Below are 24,229 nucleotides of genomic sequence, written 5' to 3'. Positions count from 1 at the left end.
ATTTTTATTTTTGTACACTGTTAGTAAAACAAATTTAAGGGGGAACATTATATGAAAAAAATGTCCAGACAAGAAAAAAGCTGGATATTATACGATTGGGCGAACTCTGTATACTCGCTCGTCATTACAACTGCATTATTTCCAATTTACTTTAAAGCAGCTGCAAAAGAAGCTGGACTATCTGGGGCAACTTCAACAGCATATTGGGGATATGCAAACTCATTCGCAACACTTTTAATTTCTATACTTGCTCCTATTCTTGGCACAGTTGCTGATTATAAAGGATTTAAAAAACGTTTTTTCACATTCTTCTTTGGACTCGGTATCGTATTTACAAGTATGTTAGCAGTCGTTCCAACCTCTCAGTGGTACTTATTGCTAGGGTGCTATATGCTCGCCTTAATCGGCTTTGCTGGAGCAAACATTTTCTATGATGCATTTTTAGTAGACGTCACTTCTGAAGATAGAATGGACCGAATTTCTACAAGAGGATTTGCATTAGGTTATATCGGGAGTACAATTCCTTTTATCGGTTGTATCGCTCTTATTATTCTTTCCCAAAAAGGAACTATTCCCTTATCGGTCGGCATTGCTAGTCAAATTTCCTTTGCAATAACAGCTCTTTGGTGGGGATTATTTACAATTCCAATGCTAAAAAACGTAGAGCAAACACACTATATTGAGCGTCATCCAAGACCTATTAGAATGAGCTTCAAACGTCTTGCTGATACTTTTAAAAATATTAAAGAATATAAAACTGTATTTATGTTTCTAATCGCTTACTTTTTCTATATTGACGGAGTCGACACAATTATTACTATGTCTACCGCTTACGGAACCGATCTCGGTATTAGTGCAACGAATCTATTAATCATATTATTTGTAACACAAATTGTCGCTTGTCCATTTGCTTTACTATACGGAAAATTATCTGAAACATTTACTGGTAAAAAAATGTTATATGTCGGTATCATTATTTATATCATTATTTGCACATATGCTTATTTTTTAAAAACGACACTTGATTTTTGGATTTTAGCAATGTTAGTTGCTACATCTCAAGGTGGTATTCAAGCACTAAGTCGTTCATACTTTGCAAAACTAGTACCTAAAGAATCTGCTAATGAATTCTTCGGATTTTATAATATATTTGGCAAGTTTGCCGCAATTATGGGTCCGGTATTAGTCGGTGTTACAACCCAATTAACAGGAAAAACAAACGCTGGTGTTCTTAGTATTATTGTTCTGTTTATTATCGGAGGATTTTTACTAACTAGAGTTCCAGAAAATAATACATCCGTTACACCACCTAGTCCAAAGACTAAAACGCTATAAGAAAAGATCCTCTTCTCATAAGAAGAGGATCTTTTTTATTTTTAAAGGTGCGACTTATAATGAACGACTCTACTGCTTGTACAAAAATAATTTATCAACAGTTGTTCCTAATACTTCAGCTAAACGGAATGCTAACGCTAAACTTGGATCATATTTATTATTCTCAATTGCATTTATCGTTTGTCTAGAAACTTTACATTTATCAGCTAATGCGCCTTGTGAAATATTATTTTCAGTGCGTAATTCATAGATTTGATTTTTCACACCATTGCTCCTAACCTGTAAAATCGTTTTTACAACATCAGTATATAATTGGCTCATATAGTTGTCAAAAGTTCCTCAAAGAAAAAGGGAGCAATATTGCTCCCTTACAATAGTTATTTCGAAGCTAACGAATTTGTTAGTGCCTCTTTATTAGCAACATCTTCTTTTTTTATTTGCATACGTAGAACTGGCCCTATCGCTAATAAAATAAGTACCATTGCTATACAAAACACAGTAACTAGTGAAGTTAGTTCCTTTAATCCTCCAGCTAGTGAAGTTCCAATTAGCATTGCCCCCATAAACAGTGGTAAAATCGTCCCATTTACTCTTCCAACCATATTTTCTGGTACAAGTTGAATCATAAGCGTACCGACAACAATATTAACACAAGCTAAACAAATACCTGTTCCAAACCTCATGAAACTAGTAATCCAAAATGATGTAGATAGCCCTTCTACTAAAAATGACATTGCTAATATGCCCATACCGAATACAAACATTTTTTTCGGATTCACTTTTGAAGCGAAAATTGCAGCAACAATACCACCAATTAACATACCTATTCCATCAGCTGCAGCTAAATATTGAACTGCTTCCTTTTCCATTCCAAGGCGTTCTATTACAAGAAACACCTCTAATGGAGTTGTTAATCCAACAGCTAAGCCTATAATGGTGAAAGTGATCGTAATCATACTTAAATTTTTCGTATGAAGAACATACTTCCAACCTTCTTTTATATCATTTTTTAATGAATCTCTCGCCACTTGCTCTTTTTCAACCCATTTTGGTAAAAATGAAAGGGCGATAGCAGATAACAAAAATAAAATGATTAAGCTATATAGTGACGTAAATAAACCAAGTTGTGTATACACAAGCGATCCTACCACTGGTCCAAAAATCAGAAATAATGACTGTAATGTTTGGTTAAATGCAATCGCATTTGCTACCTGTTCTTCTTTTACATAGCGCTTAAATATACGCGAAGATGAGGGCTGAGAAAACTGACCTACAATCGCGGAAATGAGTGTTGCAAAAAATATAGCCTGCCAATAATCCAGCTTTAACAACAGGACAATTCCTATAATAGACAGTACACTCAACACATCTCCAGCGACCATTGTTCTTTTCGGATTCCAGCGATCAGCTAGCGCACCACCGATAAACGAGAAAATAAAAATAGGTGCATATTCCATAACTGATAACAAAGAAACAGAAACCGGATCATTATTCGTTCGCTCCATTATAAAATACAAAAGAGCCATATTTCTGATCCAAATTGCAAATTGTTGTAAAATATCAGACGCCATAACGAGCATAAATGCTCGGTTTTTAAATAAAGCGTTCATTTTCATTCCCCTTTCACAAACCGACCGTTCAGTCTAATTTATTTTGTAAGAAAAGCAACTGACCTATTATTCAGCTGCCATTCCTTTTAACAATACATCTATTGCCTTTTTATAAATACGCTTCAACTCTTTATAATCTAGCTCGTAGTAAAGTACTCCAAGCCCTGATAATAATCCATTCACAATATACATAAGATCACGAGTATTATCTTCACGGAACTCTCCAGACTGTATACCTGCTTCAATTAATTTCTCAAACATAACATATGATTCTCTAGTTAAAGCTAATAGTTCCTCCAAAATCTCTTTACTTACAACTTGACTCATAGAGAATTCCTCTATGGCATTTGAAATTGGTTGCTGTATGTCCTCTACATGATATTCCGCGAGACCATATAGTTTTTCAGTACTAGTGCTATACAACTTCTCTTTTTCATTCCATTTTTCAAGCCAATCATACGTATGCTGTTTCACTACAAATAAAAATAATTCTTCTTTACTTTTAAAGTGATAATAAATACTTCCTTTACTTCGCTCTGTAATTTCACAAATCTCTTCCATAGATGTAGCTGCGTAGCCCTTCTGTGAAAATAGACTTTCTGCTTTGTATGCAATTTCTTTCTTTATCTCTTCTGCGCTTCTTCTCATATTCACACCTCTTTAAACCGACCGTTCAGTCTAATAATAACAAATCAAAAACCTCTATCGCAAGAGGCTATATTCCTTATTTAAGAAAACGTACTTTCAAACCAAGTTCGAATCATATGTATTGTTCCAAATTTAAATGCTAATTTAACAAGAAATACGCCTCCCGCAGCTAATAAAAATAACACTACTTTCCCCTTATTTTTCACTTTCGGTTCCCTTTTCATTTCCATTCCCCTTAGTATGTTAAAAATATTAATCAAACGTTTGTTTAACTGTGTTTATGTATATGTAAGCCGACTAATCAAACGTTTGTTTAAAAAGAAATACGCCTATATAAGGCGCATTTTCATCAATCCCCACCGCCACCGCAGCTTCCTCCGCTATCTCCCCCAAAAGAGCCTCCACAATCATGTGAACCGCCATCATGCGAGCTATCATTATCCGATCCAGCAAAGAAAAATAATGGTGATGAGCTGTTAGATGAATTATGTATGTTATTTTGTTTCGCCAAGTTCACCTTCTTTTTGTTCGATCGAACTGCTGTTACGATTATTCCAACTACAACAAATAATAGTATGACAATAATAAATCCCATATAAAAGCCTCCCCTATTCCTCGAATAATTGAATGATTCTCTCTAGATTTTCAAGTGAAATGAAGCGTGATTCACGAAGAATTTCTTTTCCATTATGAAATAATAAAATTGTTGGCCCTGTAAATACTCCATATCGCCCCGCAATCTCTTGCATGTCTTGTAGTAATATTTCTATTTTCTCTACGTAATCATAATTCTCTAATACGCAATTTACTTTTCTTAGCATAACATCACAAACACCACAATTTTCCGTTTTAATAAACAGAAGTACCAATTGTTGTTCTTCGATATAGGTCGCTAATTCTTCTATCGTTTTAAATGTAGTCATATTATCCCTCTTAGCGTAATTTACGAAATACTTTTTCTTGATACATACGAAAAGCTGAACTATCTTTAATCTTTCTCTTTTCCATTACCTGCTGAAAACGAAGCGTTTTTACTGTTAACTCTTCTCTTAATTTCTTTCTCTCTTCTTCATCATAACAGCAAGCAATCAGATCCTCTATTTTTAATATATCTTTTTGTAGTTCCATTTCTGGTGGAATCATTCCCGCATTTTTTAAAATTTTATAACTCATTCTAAGTTCTGGAGGTACCATTGAAAAATCTTCTAATTGTAGTGGTTTTCCTTTTCCCGGAAGATAATCAAGATCACCGTTCCGTATTGCTTTTCGAATTTTTTCTTCAGCAATGTTCAAAAACACATCCACACTATTCCCTCCTTTACATATTTTTACTATTATTTTACATGATATTTCCTTATCTTTCTACGTCTTTAATAATTGGCTCCATACAATTTTTTCTCAAATTTATTTATAATGAGCTATTTCCTCCCATACCGATCTTTCGTTTTCATATATAGTTTGTATTCAAGCCTTTTTGTATTGAGAAAGTCTTTTACAACTGAATAAAGCGTTTACACTAAATCTTACATTTGTTACGATTTAATCACCCCCAGCTCCCTTGTATAGACTTCGTGATGTCTGATCATTTTATCTAGACGTTTCATACGTCTAGATTCATTTTGATTTATTGGCGTATGCCTTTAAATATATCTTTTATTTTGAAAGGAGAAATGGCTATGAGGTCTCAAAAATTCACACTGCTATTACTATCTCTACTACTTTTCTTACCTCTTTTTCTCACAAATTTTATTACTCCAAATCTCGCATTAGCAGATTCACCAAAGCAAAATCAAAAAATTGTTGGGTACTTTCCTTCGTGGGGCGTTTACGGACGTAATTATCAAGTTGCTGACATTGATGCATCAAAACTTACTCACCTTAACTATGCTTTCGCGGATATTTGTTGGAATGGAAAACATGGAAACCCTTCTACTCATCCTGATAATCCAAATAAACAAACGTGGAACTGTAAAGAATCTGGTGTACCATTGCAAAATAAAGAGGTTCCTAATGGTACTCTCGTACTCGGGGAACCATGGGCTGATGTTACCAAATCGTATCCTGGCTCAGGTACAACTTGGGAAGATTGCGATAAATATGCCCGTTGCGGAAATTTCGGTGAACTAAAACGATTAAAAGCTAAATATCCTCACTTAAAAACAATTATTTCCGTTGGTGGCTGGACTTGGTCTAACCGCTTTTCTGATATGGCCGCTGATGAAAAAACAAGAAAAGTATTTGCTGAATCTACAGTAGCTTTTCTTCGCGCATATGGGTTTGATGGCGTAGATTTAGACTGGGAATATCCGGGCGTTGAAACGATTCCTGGTGGTAGTTATCGTCCTGAAGATAAACAAAATTTCACTCTCCTTCTTCAAGACGTCCGAAATGCTTTGAATAAAGCAGGTACTGAAGATGGCAAACAATATTTACTAACAATCGCTTCAGGCGCAAGCCAACGCTACGCTGATCATACAGAGCTAAAGAAAATTTCTCAAATACTCGATTGGATTAATATTATGACATATGATTTCCACGGTGGATGGGAAGCTACTTCTAATCATAATGCAGCTCTATATAAGGATCCAAATGACCCAGCAGCAAATACGAATTTTTACGTAGATGGTGCTATAAATGTTTATACAAATGAAGGTGTTCCAGTCGATAAACTAGTATTAGGCGTACCCTTTTACGGACGTGGCTGGAAAAGTTGTGGCAAAGAAAATAACGGACAATATCAACCTTGCAAACCAGGTAGTGATGGGAAACTTGCTTCTAAAGGTACTTGGGATGATTATTCTACCGGTGACACAGGTGTGTATGATTACGGTGATTTAGCAGCCAATTACGTTAATAAAAATGGTTTTGTACGCTACTGGAATGACACAGCTAAAGTACCTTATTTATATAATGCAACTACAGGCACATTTATTAGCTACGATGACAATGAATCTATGAAATACAAAACAGACTATATAAAGACGAAAGGTTTAAGTGGAGCAATGTTTTGGGAACTAAGCGGAGATTGCCGTACAAGTCCAAAATATAGTTGCAGTGGTCCAAAATTACTTGATACGCTAGTAAAAGAATTACTTGGTGGACCTATTAGTCAAAAAGATACTGAGCCACCAACGAATGTTAAAAACGTTGTAGTTACGAATAAAAATTCAAACTCAGTTCAATTAAACTGGACTGCATCTACTGATAACGTAGGAGTTATGGAATATGAAATTACTGCTGGAGAAGAGAAATGGAGTACAACAACAAATAGCATTACAATTAAAAACTTAAAACCTAATACGGAATACACATTTTCAATAATTGCCAAAGATGCTGCTGGAAATAAATCACAACCTACCGCTCTTACTGTCAAAACGGATGAAGCTAATACGACACCTCCTGATGGAAATGGTACTGCTACATTTTCAGTCACTTCGAATTGGGGCAGCGGTTATAACTTCTCGATTATAATCAAAAATAATGGAACGACTCCTATTAAAAATTGGAAATTAGAATTTGATTATAGCGGTAATTTAACACAAGTTTGGGATTCTAAAATTAGTAGTAAAACAAATAATCATTATGTAATTACGAACGCAGGATGGAATGGTGAAATTCCTCCTGGTGGATCTATTACAATTGGCGGTGCAGGAACAGGTAATCCTGCCGAAATTTCAAATGCCGTCATTAGCGAAAACTAGACGTAATATCCATTAATTATTTCACTAAAGTTTGAATTTAGGTTCGAGCAAGACTTCCTAAATTCAAACTTTTAATTTTATGAAAAATCAAAAATATTACAATAACCTATTATGATTATATTTAGTTTCTAATATGAAGTTTATATGAAGTTCATTTGAATTTTACATGAATTTCCTTTAATTTCTATTGTCTTCCTATAATATCCACATTATCCTTTACATATAGGAATTATTTTCATTCCGTTTTGAACTATCTATATATATAAAGAAAGATAGTCACCTGTTAGGGAAAGGCTTTCGTATTATTATAAATATAACAAAAGAAAAAGCACGCTTATAAGCGCACCATAAGAGTGCTTCTTCATACAATTCTCATGTAAGAGTTCTCGAAAATCATGTTAATCACAAAGAAAAGGCATTAGCTCATAAAAGCTAATGCCTTTTCTTTATTCATATTGTTCAGCATTCCAATCTTCTATATTCCATACTTTTGTTATCCACGATTCATAGAAAGAAGGTTCATGTGAGACAATTAAAATCGTTCCTTTGTATTGTTGTAACGCTTCCTGTAAAGCCATCTTAGTTTCTACATCCAAATGATTAGTCGGTTCGTCTAAAATTAAAACATTGCTTTTCGTTACGATAAGTTCACATAAACGCACTTTCGTTTGCTCTCCACCGCTTAATAAACGAATAGGTTTTAATACGTGTTCTTCTTTCAATCCACACTTCGCTAATGCTTGGCGCGCTTCTTTCTTTGTCATATCTGGTCGTTCTGCCCAAATTTTCTCTAACGGTGTTATTTCTGAAGCAAACTCTTCCTGTGCAAAATAAGCAGGATTTACTCGGTCCCCAACAAAAATCGAACCGCTTAGCGGCTTTATTTGACCTAATAACGTTTTTAATATTGTCGTTTTTCCAATACCATTCTGACCAACAATAGCTATCTTTTCTCCTTTTTTCACTTGTAAATTCAAGTCTGGAAATAACGGCTCACTATAACCCACTCTTAGTTTCTCAGCCTGTAATATACGACTTACTGGTTCATTATAAACAGTAAAAGCAAAACAGGACTGAGGTACATTATTTACCTTTTCAACCCTTCGCATTTTCTCCAATACTTTCTCTCGACTTTTTGCCTGTTTTGCTTTTCGAATTTTATTTTTTTGAATAAATGTTTCTAACTGAGCAATTTCTTTTTGTTGTTTCACATACGCCGATTGTAATTGTTTCCTTTGCACTTGATAACTTTGTAAAAACTTTTCATAATCCCCTACATATCGCTTAACTTTTCGTTCTTCTAGATGGTAAATGACATTCGTAATATTGTTCAAAAACACTTCGTCATGCGAAATAATAATATAAGCTTTTTCATACAACTTCAAGTACGATTGCAACCATTCTATATGTGCTGTATCTAAATAGTTCGTTGGTTCATCTAGCAATAAAACATCAGCTTTTTCTAGAAGAAGCTTTCCTAGTAATAACTTTGTCCGCTGTCCTCCACTTAACTTTGAAACATCCTTTTCCAATCCTATTTCAAACAGCCCTAAACCAATTGCTACTTCTTCAATTTCTGTATGAATTTGATAGAAATTAGAGTTTTCCAATATAGTTTGTAACTCTCCATACCTTACTAACAATTTTTCTACTTCTACTGCTTCAGCCATCTCTTCTGCAATTTTTAACATTTCGTATTCAATCGCATACAAGTTAGAAAATGCACTTTGCAAGTATCCTTCAATTGTTATTCCTTCTTGTAAATCTATATGCTGCTGCAAAAATCCAACCTTCACATGTGGAAACCATTCAATGTTCCCATCATCATGTATAAGTTCTCCTGTTAAAATTCTTAGCAGTGTTGATTTTCCAATCCCATTTTTCCCTACTAACCCAACATGCTCCCCCTTTAATAATCGAAAGCACACATTATATAAGATGGTTTTCTCACCATACGAATGACTTAAATTTTCTACTGTTAATATACTCATTTTTTTCTCTCCTTTACTTATCGTCCATAAGCTAAATAGAGAGACCAACAGTATGAAGCCTTATTTAATTATGCATATAAAAATGGGTAAGGTGAATACACCTTACCCATTACATATTATCGTAAAAAAGGATTAAGGTTCTTTACCTGCTGTCTTCAATTTAGCTTAATCTTAAAAAATGGGCAGACTTCTCCCATATCAAGCTAAAACCATTTGAAGAACAGTTGATAAAGTCATTTTATCCTTTCACTCCTTTAACATTTGTTATATTAAGAGTATAAACTACTCTGTTATATTCTATTCTCTATTTTCCCTTTTGTTCCTTCTCCATCTTTTCATATTCTAAAAAAAGCCTCTTAACAGTAATTATACTAAAAACTGTTAAAAGGCTTTTTCTATTTTTTCATATAAGGAGCTAACACACTTAAAATCTCTTCTTTATCCTTTTTTAATTCGAGTGATGTTAACATATCCATCGTTCTCGGCCTAGGTAATTTCACTTGTACCTCGCCAACTATTGACGCTGGTCTTTGAGATAAAATAAATACGCGATCTGAAAGCAAGATTGCCTCATCTAAGTCATGTGTCACCATAACGATTGTTTGCTTTTCTTGATGCCAAGAGTTTAAAAGCCAGCTATGTACTTCCATTTTTGTAAATGCATCTAATTTACCAAAAGGCTCATCCAGCAGCATAATTGGCTTTTCACATAAATATGTGCGCAGAAAACTAATTCTTTGACGCATACCACCAGATAATTCATCTGGATAATGGTCTGCATATTCATCTAGTTGGAACTGCTTTAATGCTTCCATTCCTTCTGTCAGCCTTTGTTTTTTCGGCTTTCCTTCAATTTCTAACGGAAGAACGATATTTTGCAAAGCTGATCGCCACTGTAGTAATAAATCTTGTTGTGGCATATAACTAACAACATCTTGCTCTTGTACTTGCTTATCGTTATACGTTACGTTCCCGCTTGTTGGTTTTTCAACATTTGCAATCATGTTTAATAATGTGCTTTTCCCGCAACCACTCGGTCCTACAAAGGAAACAAACTCTCCCTCTTGTATAGAGGCACTAATATTCTCTAATACATTCTTTCCGTCAAAAGATTTCACTATATTTTTTATTTGTAATCCGCTCATTTTTCACTTGGAAGGAATTCATTTGTAAAAGCATCTTTTACATCGATTTTCTTTTTAATAACTTTGTTGTCATATAAGAAATTCATGTAATTCGTCCAAATTTCTTCCTTCTGTACTCCCCATGCTTTAGCATCATCTTGATACTTCGTACTTAACCATTTTTGGCTTTCTTGAACTAAATCTTTATTTACATCTGGAACAGCTTTAATTAAAATATCAGCAGCCTCTCTCGGTTCCTTAATTGCAAAATTATAACCTTCTGTCGTTGCACTCATAAACTTTTTCACAAAGTCTTTATCTTGCTTCGTATGTTTTTCACTCGTAATAATAACAGGACTATAGAAATCAAGCGCTGGATCTAAGTCCTTCACCATAATCGTATTTAACTCTTTTCCTTGGCGCTTCGCTTCAATACCATCCCAACCGTAATAAATCCATTCGAAATCTGCATCACGACCGATTGATTTAAAGAAATCTGTTTGTCCTAAGATGATTTTTTCAACTTTATTAAAATCAGCTTGATGTTTATCCATAATCGTCTTTAATGTCGCTTCTTCCGCTGGTCCTCCCCAGCCGCCGTAACGTTTACCTTCAAAATCTTTCGGTGACGTCATATTATCTTTCTTAAGCGATGCAAACGCTGAAGTGTTATGCTGAATAATCGCTCCTACAGATACAACAGGAATTCCTTCCACACGAGCTAACGTTACATTTTCTTGTGCGCTTATTGCGAAGTCTGCTTTTCCTGATGCTATCATTTGCTCTGCTGTTACATTGTCACCTGGTTGAATAATTTCTACATCTAATCCTTGCTTTTTGTAATAATCTTTCGTTTGCGCTACATACAAGCCAGTATGATTCGTATTTGGAAACCAATCTAATACTACTTTTACTTTTTGATCTTTACTTGCACTTTCTTCTTTCTTCGCCGGATTACATCCAGCCACACCTACCGCTACTAAGGCAGCTAACATAACTTTCAAACCTTTTTTCATTTTCTGCCGTCCTTTCTATATATCCATGGTGCTGTTATTCTTGCCATAAACTCTACGATAAAATACAGGCATAATGTCACCATAACGATGATTGCTGCAACACCAAATACTCGGGCAGTCAAAAAGGATTTTGTAGCCCTCGTAAGCATAACGCCTAATCCTTCACTTGCACCGAGCCATTCTCCGATAATTGCCCCCATTACGCTATATGTAACTGCAATTTTTAAACCTGAGAAAAAGTATGGAAGCACTGCTGGAAATTTTACTTTCTGGTAAACTTGCCATTTTGTCGCCTTCATTGTTTGTAACAGTTTCAGCATGTTTTTATCTACTGTTTGAAAACCTTCTAAAATACTAAGCGCAATTGGGAAGAAACAAACGAGTATTACGACCATTACTTTCGGCAACATCCCATATCCAAACCAAATAATAAATAGCGGTGCAAGTACAACAATTGGAATTGTTTGCGAAATAACGAGCAATGGATTTATTAAAATACGAAATAACGGTATAACGTCCATAATAATTGCGATGCTCGTCCCCAATAAAATTGCAAAGAATAGTCCAATTATAACTTCCTGCAGTGTTTGCATCGTATTTGGTAATAGTAAATCTTTCATCCCAATTAATTCTTGAACAATGGCAGAAGGCTTTGGTAAAATCCACGGTTCGATTTTAAATAATGAAACAGATCCTTCCCATATCGCAATGAGAAGGATAAGCCAAATAGTTGTAATAAGTTTAGATTGCTTCTGGTTTTGCATATTCATCACGGTACTTCCAAACCTTTTCATCTATCGTTACACCAGTGCTTGGACGATAATGGATTTTAATAGAAGTAATCACTTCTTCTGCTCCAGCATCGACGCAAGCTTGTTGCGCACGTTTAACGACATCAAGAAGTACATCTAATTCTCCTTCCAAAGTTGTTTCCATTGCCCCTACTTCATAACGAACTCCCGATTGTTGCACAACTTCAATTGCTTTATCGACAACAGAATATACATCTTTCGTTTTTGCTTGTGGTACTACTGAAAATGACATTGTAACTTGTTGTGACATAATAAAATCCCCCTTATAAAAATAAATTTCAAAAATAAGAAAAGGCTTTCCTACTGCGTAGGAAAGCCTTGTATGCAAGTTATTACAGAATAACATATGCTACATCACTTTAAGTAACTCCCTACGCTGGCATTATCCAGATCAGGTTGAGGGTCGATGTTTACTTACATCCTCTCAGCCAATTGGCTCCCCGGTCCTTAATTCGTTTTCATTGTAGCATGATTTATTTTATTGAACAAACAAAAGCATGCATAATCATTTCATTATTTTTGGAAAATAACCAACTTTTTCACCATGAGCTAATAACTGCTGAATAAATTCTTTATTAATTGCTGGTACTATCAATTCTTTTTTCTTAATCCATTTATTCGTTCTACGCGTACCCATTACAATTTCAGATTGCTGCGCTCCATCTCCTGCAACTTGAGAAGCAATTAACTCTGCTATTACTTCATTTCCCTTCGCTAATGCAAGTCCGGTATTTACATATTCTGAAAGTGGAACCATTTCAAGATTGTATCCACACTCTCCAATTAGCTGTATAAATTGTTCAAACTCAATTTGATGTGGATGACAAATATGTAACGTCTCTCCTATAATTTGCGAATCTTGCAAATACGATACAATTGATTTACTAGCAAAATCAATTGGTGTGAAATCAACTTTCCACTTCACATTTGGTGCTTTCCCAATTAATAGCATTGTTTTAATAAGACGATAAAATGCGTTTCCTTCAATATTTTGTTGGAACGAACCTGTTTCTGAATGACATGCTAAATTACCTGCACGATAAATATTTCCACGCAAACCATTTTTCATTGCTTCACGAACAATGTTTTCCGCTTGTAGTTTACTATTTGAATATACATTCTCTAAGTCTACACTGTAATTAAAATCACCAGTTTTCATGTATGTATCCCATTGATCTACCGCTAATTCTAACGGGATACCAATTGTAGAAATAAAATGGAATGTAGCACCTTTCTCCGCTAATGTTAGCATACGGCTAGTTCCTTGGACATTTATATTTTCAAATTGTTTTACATCTCCAAAATGTCTTACATCTGCACCGCAATGAATTATCGTATCCATCTTAGAACTGATGAACATAAATTCTTCTTCGCTCATCCCAAGATACTCTTCTCCCAGATCACCAGCTACGGCCTGTATACGCTGTAACCATTCTTCACATATATCATTAAAGTAGCCTGTTAATGTATCTATAATTCTTTGCTGCACATCTTTAGTTGGTCTTACTAAACAATAAATAGTAGCAGATGTATCTCTCAACAATTCATATAATATGTGTGATCCTAAATAACCAGTAGCTCCTGTTAAAAAGACATTTGAAATCTGGTTTTCTTCCAAAACGTTTGCATACGTGATAGTATCTGGTTCGTGAATCACTTTATATTCACGAAATACTTCTTCTTTCTCTACTTTTACTTCTCGCTCAATTCGAGCTAATCCATATATCGTTCTTTCTTTAAAGAAATCTTGAATTGTTAAATGTGAGAAATCTTCTTTTAACAATGTTAAGACTCGTAATACTTTTAATGAATGTCCACCAATTGTAAAGAAATCATCATGCACTCCAACTTTTGAAATTCCTAATACTTCCGCCCAGGCGTTCGCTATTTGTTTTTCTGCTTTATTAGAAGGTGCAACATATTCTTGTAGCCGAACCGGTTCATACTTTTCTTCTAACTGAGCTAACTTCTTAACATCAATCTTTTTATTAGGTGTAAGTGGCAATTCATTAATATAAATTAGTTTAGATGGCACCATATAATCTGGTAATTGCTCTTGTAACTGATAAACTAATTCTGGTATTTCTTTTTTATTTAAAGTTGTATAGAACGCGATTAAATATTGGCTACCTTCCTTACTCTTCTTAGCAAAAACAGCATTTTCTTTTATATTATGATTTTGAGAAATTTTACTTTGGATTTCGCCTAGTTCAATACGATGTCCTCTAATTTTTACTTGATCATCTTTCCGATGTAAAAACTCTATATTTCCATCCTCTAGCAACTTAACGATATCACCTGTTTTATATATATTAACTATAGGATTAAAAGGGTTCGGAATAAAAGCTTCAATTGTTTTATTAGGCTTATTAAAATACCCTTTTGCTAATCCCACTGAATCTATATATAATTCACCAGGTACACCAATTGGACAAAGATTCATATTCTCATCCAAAATCATAACTTGATAATTAGCACATGGTTTACCGATGGGAATACTCGCAACATCCTCATTTAACTGACTAGGTATTTTATAGGTTGTCGTCACTACAGTACATTCTGTCGGTCCGTATACATTATGAATTTCAACATTTGTACCTATTCTTTCTCTCCACAATTTAATAACCTCTACAGGCAACATTTCACCGCCAATCGCAATTCTTTTTAGGGAAGCTAGCTTATATATATCTTCTTCTGCTAAATAAGTTGCTACTTGTCGAACAAAAATTGTTGCTAATGCCAAGATTGAAGTTGCTTTCACTTTATAGATTGCATTTGCAAATGCTTCTACAGACAATCGCTCTTCCTCTAATAGTACATATAAGTTTCCTCCACAGAATAAAGAAGCAAATGACTCCCATACAGAAGCATCGAAACTAAAGGATGGAAATTGGGCAAATACATCCTCTTCTGTCAATTCATATTGCTTTTTCATCCAAGTATACAGATTAACAACGCCTCTATGTGCTAACATCGTTCCCTTTGGATTCCCTGTTGAACCAGATGTATAAATCATATAAGCTACATCATCACAATGAATAGACAACTTTACATCTATATCTTCATAAGTTTCACTATCATACATTGAAACTGTTTGAACCCCATCACATGTTATAGGCGTCTCTTTCATCAATATAACTTTCGCTTGGCTATCTTGAATAATGTACTGTATTCTACTTTCCGGATAATCTGGATCAATCGGAACATACGCTGCACCAGCTTTTAATATAGCTACCATACTTACTACTGTGTCTATGCTACGTTTCATAAATATTCCAACATAGTCTCCTAATTGGACGCCGTTTTTGATTAACATATGAGCTATTTGATTACTTTTTTTATTTAGCTCCTCATAAGTTAAAGTACCTTCCCTTGAAGATAAAGCTATACGATTTGGAAATTGAGTAACAGTATTATAGAACATATCGACGATACTTTTCTCAGGATATACTGCTGTCGTATCATTCACTTGACTATAAAGTGCCATCTCGGCCTCTGTAATAATATTAAAATTATTTATATGATTACTCTTATTTTGTGATTTATTAATTAAAACACCTTGTATTTGTTGTGCATAACGAGTAATTGTTGTCTCTTTCCAATTAACACTATTAAATATTATTTCTACACTTTGCATATTTTTACTAAATACAAATTGTAATGTATTCGTGTCTTTTAGCTCATAATATGTTTCACCAATAATAATAGGTGACATTTCATATAACGTATTACCGTTTTGAAACTCTTCTATTTCTTCCTCATTCATTTCTTTAATTTGCTCCAGTTGCTCTTCAATTTGTAAATTTAAACTTTCATAGGAGAGAAAATTAGAAACTTCAATAGTAATCGGAAATAAACTTCCTCTTACATGATAAAGCACGACAATATGTTTTTCTTTAGAAATATGATATAACCACGTTGCAGTCGCTCCTATTAAATCTACAATGTGAGTCAAATTTGAAAACAGTTCCGTTTTCCTTTTTATCCTAAGTTCTGTTCCTTGCACATCTTTAGGTATTTTAATACTTCCTTCTACTTTTCCTAAAAATTCTTTTACCATCTCACTATAAGAAATTGCTAATTTCATATTTATGTAAATTCCTCTCTTAAATATAATAAAGGTGTGAAAATTCACACCTTTTTTATCCCTTATTAAAGGGCAGATTCGTTCAATTCATAATCAGTAGCGGAGATACCCCCTTGATTAGAATTGAACTTTCTCCTTATTCGCTTTTAAACTCACCAATAAGCTCTTGTAATTCCTGAGAAAGCCAACTTAAAGAAGTCGCTAATTCTGCAATATCTTGTACTGATATTTCTTGCTCTTTCATGCTTTCTTCAACATTACTACTGCTGTTGGCATAAGTATTTGCAATATGTGATAATTCATTTACGACTTGAACAATATTCTGGCTATTTTGTAAAATATCACTCGAATTACCAGAAACAGCTTTTACTTGATCTGTAACAGATTGCGCTGATTTTGAGATTTTTTCAAAGAAATCTCCGCTACTTTGAACAAGCGAAATTCCAGTTTCTACTTCTTTTGAACCTTTTTGCATGGAAACTACAGCATCTTCTGTCTCAGCTTGTGTTTCACCAATTAATTTCGCTATATCTTTTGCAGACGCTTCAGTTTGTTCTGCTAATTTTCGTACTTCATCAGCAACAACTGCAAACCCTCTTCCAGCTGCTCCAGCACGTGAAGCCTCAATAGAAGCATTTAAAGCTAATAAATTTGTTTGATTTGAAATGCCTGTAATTACAGTTACGATATCACTAATTTCTTTTGACCTTGTTTCTAACGAATAAATGATGGAAGATAAATCTTGTACTGCATTTTGGATTAAACTCATTTGATTAATAATTTGTCCAATCACTTCATTACCTTCAATTGAATGTTGTTCCATACCTTCAGAAGCAACCGCAACTTGTTTTGCAGCCCCAGTTATTTCTTCTACCTTATCTTCCATTCCATGTACAATTCCTAAACATTGTTGTACTGAAGTTTTTTGAGACTGTGCCCCTACTCTTAAACCTTCAATAGAACTTGCAATCTCTTGAACTGCCATGCTGTTTTCCTCTGTACTCGCCGACAATTCTTGTGAAGAAGAAGAAACTTGCTCAGCAGTTTGCCTTACTTTATCTATAATCCCTTTAAATTTTTCAATCGTGTTATTGAAATAAACATTAATAATTCCAATATCATCTGGTCTTTCTTTTAATTTAATACTCAAGTCACCTTCACCAATTTTACGTAACCCTTCTCGTAAATCTTTTAATGGAGCTAACGAGTGACGCACGATAAAGAATTGAGTAATAGTCGCAATTGCTAATGAAATAATGATAAAGAGTAAGCCCTGTATCATAAACTTCTCTTTTGTAATAGGAACAATGGAAGCATCTAAGTCAGCCGCAACAATTGCAACAATATTGTTTTCTCCATCTGTAATTGGTTCTAATATTGTCACCCACGAACCTATTTCATCTTCATATACTTCTGTCATTTGAGCCTTTTTCGTATCAATCACTTTATCGTATGCCTTCATCCAATGAGCGGGTTGTTCATAATAATCTCCCGGCTTTATAGGAAACGCATTTGTTAACTCTGTAGTCAAACCAACGAGTTGTAATTCTCGCTTTTCATTCGGCTTTGCTCCTGTAACATACGTTTGTCCAACGCTTTTCAATTCTTTTGACACTTCATCTAATTTCTCTGTTAACTTTTCTTTTTTCACTTTTTCGGCTGTAGGATCTTTCGCCATGTCTCTAACTAATTCTACATCCAGTTTTTTCAATACTATTTCTCCTGTTTCAATAGACTGCCTTTCAAATAAAGACATCATACTATTTTGAAACATGTTGAAACTTAACGCACCCATACTTCCAACAAGTGTCAAAATAACTAATACGGTTAATAAGACGTTCTTTTGAAGGAACGATAACTTATGCCAATATTTTTTCATTAATATCCACCTTCCTTAATCAACATAAACAAAAAAACAAAATATATGAATATTTTGTTTGAAAATGTTTCTCAATATGTTCGAGAATAAAAAAAAGCCAATGTAAAAGCATTGGCCAAGACCAACCCTATCCGTCCGGTAACTGGCTAGCGTAGCCTTTCGACCTTAGCTCCTGTAGTTTTGCGTCCTCATGTTTCCATCAGTTTGCCTTTCTCGCTGAACGAGTTGAACGATATGGGAGTTCTATGAGAATTAATTTATTCTCTTTCAAAGGTTACAACATATAAATCAAAATGTCTACTTATTTAGAGATATAAATACAAATTTTTAATGCATTGCTTTTTCAAAATAATTTCAAAAAGTACGTGAATGTTACTTTTTTTGTGTTATATAATAAAAAATGTATAAATAACAAGGATTTCTTCGGGTATTTATTTAATTTTCATTCAAATTAAACTATTCGAATATATCTTAACTAATGAATTTCGGAGGTAGTTTATCATGTTTTGGCTACAATTTCTTACCTTGTTACTCTGTATTTTTATTGGTGCACGCCTAGGCGGAGTTGGTTTAGGAGTAATGGGTGGAGTTGGCATGGCAATACTCGTTTTTGTCTTCCACCTACAACCAACCGCGCCTCCTATCGATGTAATGCTTATGATTTTGGCAGTAATTACAGCTGCTGGTGCTTTGCAAGCTGCTGGAGGAATGGACTATCTTGTTCATCTAGCTGAAAAGGCATTACGAAAAAATCCAAAGCGTATTACTTTTTTTGCTCCAATTGTTACTTATTTATTCACACTATGTGCAGGTACTGGTCACGTTGCCTATTCTGTACTTCCTGTTATTGCAGAAGTCTCTCGTGAATCAGGGATTAGACCGGAACGCCCAATGTCGATTGCCGTAATCGCTTCTCAACAAGCAATTACAGCTAGTCCAATTTCAGCTGCCACAGTTGCTCTTTTAGCAATGTTAGCTGACTATAAAATCACTTTATTAGATATTTTAAAAGTGAGTATTCCTTCCACTTTCATTGCTTGTATGTTAGCAGCATTCGTTGCTAGTAAGATGGGAAAAGAATTAAATGAAGACCCTGAATACTTAAAACGATTAAAAGAAGGAATGATTCCTAAGCTTGAAGAGAAAAAAGAATTTGTAGGTGTAAAGGGCGCAAAATTATCAGTTATCCTTTTCCTTGTAGGAACCTTCCTTGTTGTACTTCTTGGTTCATTTGAAGCACTTCGTCCAGGATGGATAGTTGATGGGAAGTTAGCCCGTCTTTCCATGCCGAATACAATTGAGATGGTTATGTTAACTATCGCGGCTCTTATTATTATTTTCTGTAAACCAAATGTAGAAAGCATTGTGTCTGGTAACGTCTTTAAAGCAGGAGCAACAGCAGTTGTTGCTATTTTCGGTATCGCTTGGATGGGAGATACTTTCTTTAATGGAAACTTAAATATGATTCAAGGATCCATTCAGCATTTAGTAACAAGTGCACCTTGGCTATTTGCCATCGCATTATTCATTCTATCTATTTTACTATATAGCCAAGCAGCCACAGTACGTGCTTTAATGCCTCTTGGATTATCACTCGGTATTCCACCAGCACTACTAATCGCTATGTTCCCTGCAGTAAATGGATACTTCTTCATTCCAAACTATGGAACAATCGTTGCTGCCATTAACTTTGATCGTACTGGTACAACAGGTATTGGTAAATACGTATTAAATCATAGCTTTATGATTCCAGGCTTAATCGCAACATTTACTTCTATCGGAATTGGAATGCTCTTAATTTCAATTATGTTTTAAAGAAAAAGCACAAACCTTTATTTAAAAAGGTTTGTGCTTTTTTAATCAAATGCTTGTTTAAATTTTGGGGCAGTCTATTTCTCCATGTAGCACTTAAAATACTACACGTCCTTCCCTACAAACTTCTCTTTACTTCTTCAGCTAATTTTCTCGTACTTTCATACGCAGATTCAGCTAAACTAATTGCTGAAATAACTGAAACACCATCCGCACCCGCTTCTATAACTGCCGCTGTATTTTCAATTGTAATCCCACCAATACCAACGATTGGCACTGTAATTCCTTGTTCTCTAAAATAAGCTAATCCTTTCGTTCCTTGAACCGCTTTCGTATCTTTTTTCGTACTCGTTGGGAAAATAGGTCCAACGCCTAAATAATCTGCTCCATTTTCGATTGCAAAGCGTGCTTCTTTAATTGTATGAGCAGATACACCGATAATTTTATCTCCCATTTTTTCACGAACAGATGTAATTCCTTCATCATCTTGTCCTACATGAACACCATCTGCATCTAATTCAATGGCTAATTCTACATCATCATTTACAATGAAAGGAACACTATATTCCTTACAAAGCGTCTGCAATTCTTTTGCAAAGCGCACTCTATCTTCTCCGATTAAAGAACCTTCCCCCTTCTCGCGAAACTGAAAAATTGTCACTCCACCATCTAACGCTTCTTTCAATACAGCTAAAGGATCCCTCGTGCAGTTATTACTTCCCATAATAAAATACACTTGCAATAGCTTAGACATTTTATCTATTTCAATGCGTGCCATTTCTTTCACTCCCTCTTACTCTAACTCCTCAATCTTTCCATACTTCTCAATATCACCAGAAGTAGTATTCGCTAACTGATTTAAAAATTCAATTTGGAAACTACCAGGTCCCTTTTCCACGGTCTTAGCAGCTGCCAGTTCCGAAGCTACACCATAAAACGTTAATGCTGCTACTGCTGCTTTTACATAATCTTTTTCCACTGCTACAAATGCTCCTATTACAGAAGTTAGTAAACAACCAGTTCCCGTAACTTTCGTTAAAATAGAGTGACCATTTCGAATAACAATCGTTCTCTCTCCATCTGTAACAACATCTTCTTCTCCAGTAATTACTGCAACTGTATTTAGTTCATCTGCTGCCTGCTTTGCAATACTTACGACATTACCATTTCCAGCACCAGCGTCTACCCCTTTAATTTCCCATCTCTCATTAATAACGTTCGCTATTTCAGCTGCATTTCCGCGAATACTCGCTAATTCAATTTCAGCCGGAATATGTCTCGCAACTTCTGTTCGATACGATGTTGCTCCTGCACCAACTGGATCAAACAGTACTGGTACATTGTTCACATTTGCTGATTTACCGGCAAGTAACATCGCTTCTACTTCTTCAGGACGAAGTGTTCCCATATTTAATACTAACGCTCCAGCAATGCTAGCCATTTCTGCCACTTCTTCTTTTGCATACGCCATTACAGGCGATGCCCCTAACGCTAACAAACCGTTAGCTGTAAAATTTGTTACAACAACATTTGTAATATTATGAACAAGCGGATTAGATTCTCTCACCAAATCCACTACTTTACTAATTTCTTTCATATTCATCCTTCTCATCTCCTAACTATAGTTATGGGAGATACACAAAAAGGCACTTTGCCGCGTACGCAAAGTGCCTGAACATGTGCTTTTACACTCTCCCTACGCTGGCATTATCCAACAGGTTCAAATGGTCAATGACGGACTAGTCATACTCTCAGTTTGTATCCACAAACTCCCATGTGTTTAGTATTCTTCTACTTCAAAGTCTACTCTTATTCTAGTAAAATAACAAGTTCTTTACTTTTCTATTTAATATAGAAGCAACTGATAAAGTGAAACTTTAATCAGTTGGGATTTTGTTAACTCCATTAAAAACAGCTGAAATATGGAGCGAAACTGAATCTCAAGAAGATGTATGCTATATTTAACTTATGGAAATTTGAAAGGATGTTTTTAATATGTCAAAAAGCGTTGTAATCGCTGAAAAACCTTCCGTTGCACGAGATATTGCTCGTGTACTGAAGTGTGATAAAAAAGGAAACGGCTATCTTGAAGGTAGTAAATATATTGTAACTTGGGCTTTAGGTCATCTCGTTACATTAGCAGATCCAGAAAGTTATGATGTGAAATATAAAAAGTGGAATTTAGAAGATTTACCGATGCTACCTGAGCGTTTGAAATTAACGGTTATTAAACAAACTGGTAAACAATTTAATGCTGTAAAAAGTCAGCTACTTAGAAAAGATGTAAATGAAATTATTGTAGCAACAGACGCTGGACGTGAAGGGGAATTAGTCGCACGCTGGATTATCGATAAAGTTAAGCTAAATAAACCAATCAAACGTTTATGGATTTCTTCTGTAACCGATAAAGCAATTAAAGATGGTTTTGCAAATTTAAAACCAGGTAAAGCCTATGACAATTTATACGCTTCAGCAGTTGCGCGTTCAGAAGCTGACTGGTATATCGGTCTTAATGCAACTCGTGCTTTAACGACTCGCTTTAATGCCCAGTTAAATTGCGGCCGTGTACAAACCCCTACTGTTGCTATGATTGCTAGTCGTGAGGATGAAATAAAGAACTTCAAAGCACAAACTTACTACGGCATCGAAGCTCAAACAATGGAGAAGCTCAAACTTACTTGGCAAGATGCAAATGGCAATAGCCGTAGTTTTAATAAAGAAAAAATCGATGGTATTGTAAAACGTTTAGATAAACAAAATGCTACTGTTGTGGAAATTGATAAGAAACAGAAGAAGTCATTCTCTCCTGGTCTTTACGATTTAACTGAATTGCAACGTGATGCGAATAAAAAGTTCGGTTACTCTGCTAAAGAAACATTAAATATTATGCAAAAATTGTATGAACAGCATAAAGTACTAACGTACCCTCGTACAGATTCACGCTACATTTCATCTGATATCGTTGGAACACTTCCAGAACGTCTAAAAGCATGTGGTGTTGGAGAATACCGTCCCTTCGCACATAAAGTATTACAAAAGCCTATCAAACCTAACAAATCATTTGTTGATGATAGTAAAGTAAGCGATCATCATGCGATTATTCCAACAGAAGGATACGTTAACTTCTCAGCATTCACAGATAAAGAACGCAAAATTTATGATTTAGTTGTAAAACGTTTCTTAGCTGTGTTATTCCCGGCATTCGAATATGAGCAACTAACGTTACGCACAAAGGTTGGCAATGAAACGTTCATTGCGCGCGGAAAAACAATTCTACATGCCGGTTGGAAAGAAGTATATGAAAATCGCTTTGAAGATGATGATGTAACTGATGACGTAAAAGAGCAACTTCTACCTCACATTGAGAAAGGCGATACATTAGCTGTAAAGTTAATTATGCAAACATCAGGTCAAACAAAAGCACCTGCACGATTTAACGAAGCGACTTTACTTTCAGCAATGGAGAATCCTACAAAATATATGGATACGCAAAATAAACAACTTGCTGATACGTTAAAATCGACTGGTGGATTAGGTACTGTAGCGACACGTGCAGACATTATCGACAAGCTATTCAATTCATTCTTAATTGAAAAACGCGGTAAAGATATTCACATTACTTCAAAAGGTCGCCAGTTACTTGATTTAGTACCAGAAGAATTAAAATCTCCTACACTAACTGGTGAATGGGAACAAAAACTTGAGGCTATCGCAAAAGGTAAATTGAAAAAAGAAGTATTCATTTCTGAAATGAAGAACTATACGAAAGAAATCGTTTCTGAAATTAAATCAAGCGATAAAAAATATAAACATGACAACATTTCAACGAAGTCTTGTCCAGATTGCGGTAAACCAATGCTAGAAGTAAACGGCAGAAAGGGAAAAATGCTCGTATGCCAAGATCGTGAATGTGGTCATCGTAAAAATGTATCTCGTACAACAAACGCTCGCTGTCCGCAATGTAAGAAGAAACTAGAATTACGTGGTGAGGGTGCAGGACAAATCTTTGCATGTAAATGTGGCTATCGCGAGAAATTATCAACATTCCAAGAAAGACGTAAAAAAGAATCTGGAAACAAAGCTGATAAGCGCGACGTTCAAAAATATATGAAACAACAGAACAAAGAAGAAGAACCATTAAACAACCCGTTCGCAGAAGCATTAAAAAAATTAAAATTTGATTAAACAAAAAGGTTCCTACCTCTATCGGTAGG

General features: G+C 34.9%; 20 protein-coding genes and 3 riboswitches. Of the genes, 4 read left to right on the top strand and 16 right to left on the bottom strand.

The window, feature by feature from the left end; all coding sequences use genetic code 11:
- Positions 1–51: 51 nt before the first annotated feature.
- The gene (locus tag V7S45_RS02300) at positions 52–1,335 is read left to right on the top strand and encodes an MFS transporter (RefSeq protein WP_000738812.1); all 1,284 of its coding nucleotides are present in this window, start codon (positions 52–54) and stop codon (positions 1,333–1,335) included.
- A 69-nt stretch (positions 1,336–1,404) separates the two neighbouring features.
- On the opposite strand, the gene V7S45_RS02295 is transcribed toward V7S45_RS02300, so the two are convergent.
- From V7S45_RS02295 to V7S45_RS02265, 7 genes are all read right to left on the bottom strand, one after another.
- Entirely contained in the window at positions 1,405–1,656 is a 252-nt protein-coding gene (locus tag V7S45_RS02295) for a helix-turn-helix transcriptional regulator (RefSeq protein ID WP_002023181.1), read from the bottom strand.
- Positions 1,657–1,712: 56 nt separating this feature from the next.
- Complete coding sequence (locus V7S45_RS02290) at positions 1,713–2,945, bottom strand: MFS transporter (protein ID WP_025687832.1); 1,233 nt, start codon at positions 2,943–2,945, stop codon at positions 1,713–1,715.
- Between the two features lie 66 nt (positions 2,946–3,011).
- Complete coding sequence (locus tag V7S45_RS02285; RefSeq protein ID WP_001254439.1) at positions 3,012–3,593, bottom strand: TetR/AcrR family transcriptional regulator; 582 nt, start codon at positions 3,591–3,593, stop codon at positions 3,012–3,014.
- A gap of 80 nt (positions 3,594–3,673) precedes the next feature.
- On the bottom strand, positions 3,674–3,817 hold the full coding sequence (locus V7S45_RS02280) for a hypothetical protein (RefSeq protein ID WP_000817981.1): 144 nt from the start codon (positions 3,815–3,817) through the stop codon (positions 3,674–3,676).
- A 125-nt stretch (positions 3,818–3,942) separates the two neighbouring features.
- Positions 3,943–4,188 carry a hypothetical protein gene (locus V7S45_RS02275; protein ID WP_000505774.1) on the bottom strand — a complete coding sequence of 82 codons (246 nt, stop codon included), beginning with the start codon at positions 4,186–4,188 and terminating at the stop codon, positions 3,943–3,945.
- Between the two features lie 13 nt (positions 4,189–4,201).
- Complete coding sequence (locus tag V7S45_RS02270) at positions 4,202–4,516, bottom strand: thioredoxin family protein (protein ID WP_000206515.1); 315 nt, start codon at positions 4,514–4,516, stop codon at positions 4,202–4,204.
- Positions 4,517–4,526: 10 nt separating this feature from the next.
- On the bottom strand, positions 4,527–4,898 hold the full coding sequence (locus V7S45_RS02265) for a DUF1992 domain-containing protein (protein WP_017657409.1): 372 nt from the start codon (positions 4,896–4,898) through the stop codon (positions 4,527–4,529).
- Positions 4,899–5,269: 371 nt separating this feature from the next.
- Here V7S45_RS02265 and V7S45_RS02260 point away from each other — a divergent pair, with 371 nt between their 5' ends.
- A complete protein-coding gene (locus V7S45_RS02260) occupies positions 5,270–7,294 on the top strand; it encodes a glycosyl hydrolase family 18 protein (RefSeq protein ID WP_025687831.1) in 2,025 nt (674 codons plus the stop codon).
- A 446-nt stretch (positions 7,295–7,740) separates the two neighbouring features.
- On the opposite strand, the gene V7S45_RS02255 is transcribed toward V7S45_RS02260, so the two are convergent.
- The 7 genes from V7S45_RS02255 to V7S45_RS02225 form a co-directional block, all read right to left on the bottom strand.
- Entirely contained in the window at positions 7,741–9,285 is a 1,545-nt protein-coding gene (locus V7S45_RS02255; RefSeq protein WP_000025957.1) for an ABC-F family ATP-binding cassette domain-containing protein, read from the bottom strand.
- Positions 9,286–9,680: 395 nt separating this feature from the next.
- Positions 9,681–10,430 carry an ABC transporter ATP-binding protein gene (locus tag V7S45_RS02250; RefSeq protein WP_000016090.1) on the bottom strand — a complete coding sequence of 250 codons (750 nt, stop codon included), beginning with the start codon at positions 10,428–10,430 and terminating at the stop codon, positions 9,681–9,683.
- A complete protein-coding gene (locus V7S45_RS02245) occupies positions 10,427–11,425 on the bottom strand; it encodes an ABC transporter substrate-binding protein (protein WP_017657406.1) in 999 nt (332 codons plus the stop codon). Before V7S45_RS02245 ends, V7S45_RS02250 begins: the two co-directional genes overlap by 4 nt.
- The gene (locus V7S45_RS02240; protein WP_001057166.1) at positions 11,422–12,195 is read right to left on the bottom strand and encodes an ABC transporter permease; all 774 of its coding nucleotides are present in this window, start codon (positions 12,193–12,195) and stop codon (positions 11,422–11,424) included. The genes V7S45_RS02245 and V7S45_RS02240 overlap by 4 nt, the downstream gene beginning before the upstream one ends.
- On the bottom strand, positions 12,167–12,487 hold the full coding sequence (locus tag V7S45_RS02235; RefSeq protein WP_000082906.1) for an MTH1187 family thiamine-binding protein: 321 nt from the start codon (positions 12,485–12,487) through the stop codon (positions 12,167–12,169). The genes V7S45_RS02240 and V7S45_RS02235 overlap by 29 nt, the downstream gene beginning before the upstream one ends.
- Before the next feature lie 101 nt (positions 12,488–12,588).
- Positions 12,589–12,690: riboswitch (TPP riboswitch) on the bottom strand.
- A gap of 52 nt (positions 12,691–12,742) precedes the next feature.
- Positions 12,743–16,324 (bottom strand): non-ribosomal peptide synthetase, encoded by a 3,582-nt coding sequence (locus V7S45_RS02230; protein ID WP_025687830.1) that lies wholly within the window; start codon positions 16,322–16,324, stop codon positions 12,743–12,745.
- Between the two features lie 136 nt (positions 16,325–16,460).
- The gene (locus tag V7S45_RS02225) at positions 16,461–18,203 is read right to left on the bottom strand and encodes a methyl-accepting chemotaxis protein (protein WP_000761084.1); all 1,743 of its coding nucleotides are present in this window, start codon (positions 18,201–18,203) and stop codon (positions 16,461–16,463) included.
- A gap of 134 nt (positions 18,204–18,337) precedes the next feature.
- Positions 18,338–18,422, bottom strand: a riboswitch (cyclic di-GMP riboswitch).
- 282 nt (positions 18,423–18,704) lie between these two features.
- On the opposite strand from V7S45_RS02225, the gene V7S45_RS02220 reads away from it, so the two are divergent.
- Complete coding sequence (locus tag V7S45_RS02220) at positions 18,705–20,018, top strand: anaerobic C4-dicarboxylate transporter (protein ID WP_000498704.1); 1,314 nt, start codon at positions 18,705–18,707, stop codon at positions 20,016–20,018.
- A gap of 115 nt (positions 20,019–20,133) precedes the next feature.
- Here the strand turns inward: V7S45_RS02220 and thiE are convergent, their stop codons facing one another.
- Together thiE and thiM are read right to left on the bottom strand one after the other, a co-directional pair.
- Positions 20,134–20,793 carry a thiamine phosphate synthase gene (gene thiE / locus V7S45_RS02215; RefSeq protein WP_017657404.1) on the bottom strand — a complete coding sequence of 220 codons (660 nt, stop codon included), beginning with the start codon at positions 20,791–20,793 and terminating at the stop codon, positions 20,134–20,136.
- Between the two features lie 15 nt (positions 20,794–20,808).
- On the bottom strand, positions 20,809–21,618 hold the full coding sequence (gene thiM, locus V7S45_RS02210) for a hydroxyethylthiazole kinase (protein ID WP_017657403.1): 810 nt from the start codon (positions 21,616–21,618) through the stop codon (positions 20,809–20,811).
- Positions 21,619–21,691: 73 nt separating this feature from the next.
- A riboswitch (TPP riboswitch) is annotated at positions 21,692–21,801 on the bottom strand.
- 209 nt (positions 21,802–22,010) lie between these two features.
- Between thiM and topB the strand changes: the two genes are divergently transcribed.
- A complete protein-coding gene (gene topB, locus V7S45_RS02205; RefSeq protein ID WP_342761638.1) occupies positions 22,011–24,200 on the top strand; it encodes a DNA topoisomerase III in 2,190 nt (729 codons plus the stop codon).
- Positions 24,201–24,229: the final 29 nt, after the last annotated feature.

It is taken from the genome of Bacillus sp. BR3(2024), from assembly GCF_039134555.1.
In the GTDB taxonomy this organism is placed as follows: Bacteria; Bacillota; Bacilli; order Bacillales; family Bacillaceae_G; genus Bacillus_A; species Bacillus_A cereus.
This window is presented reverse-complemented; position numbering and strand designations above follow the sequence as displayed.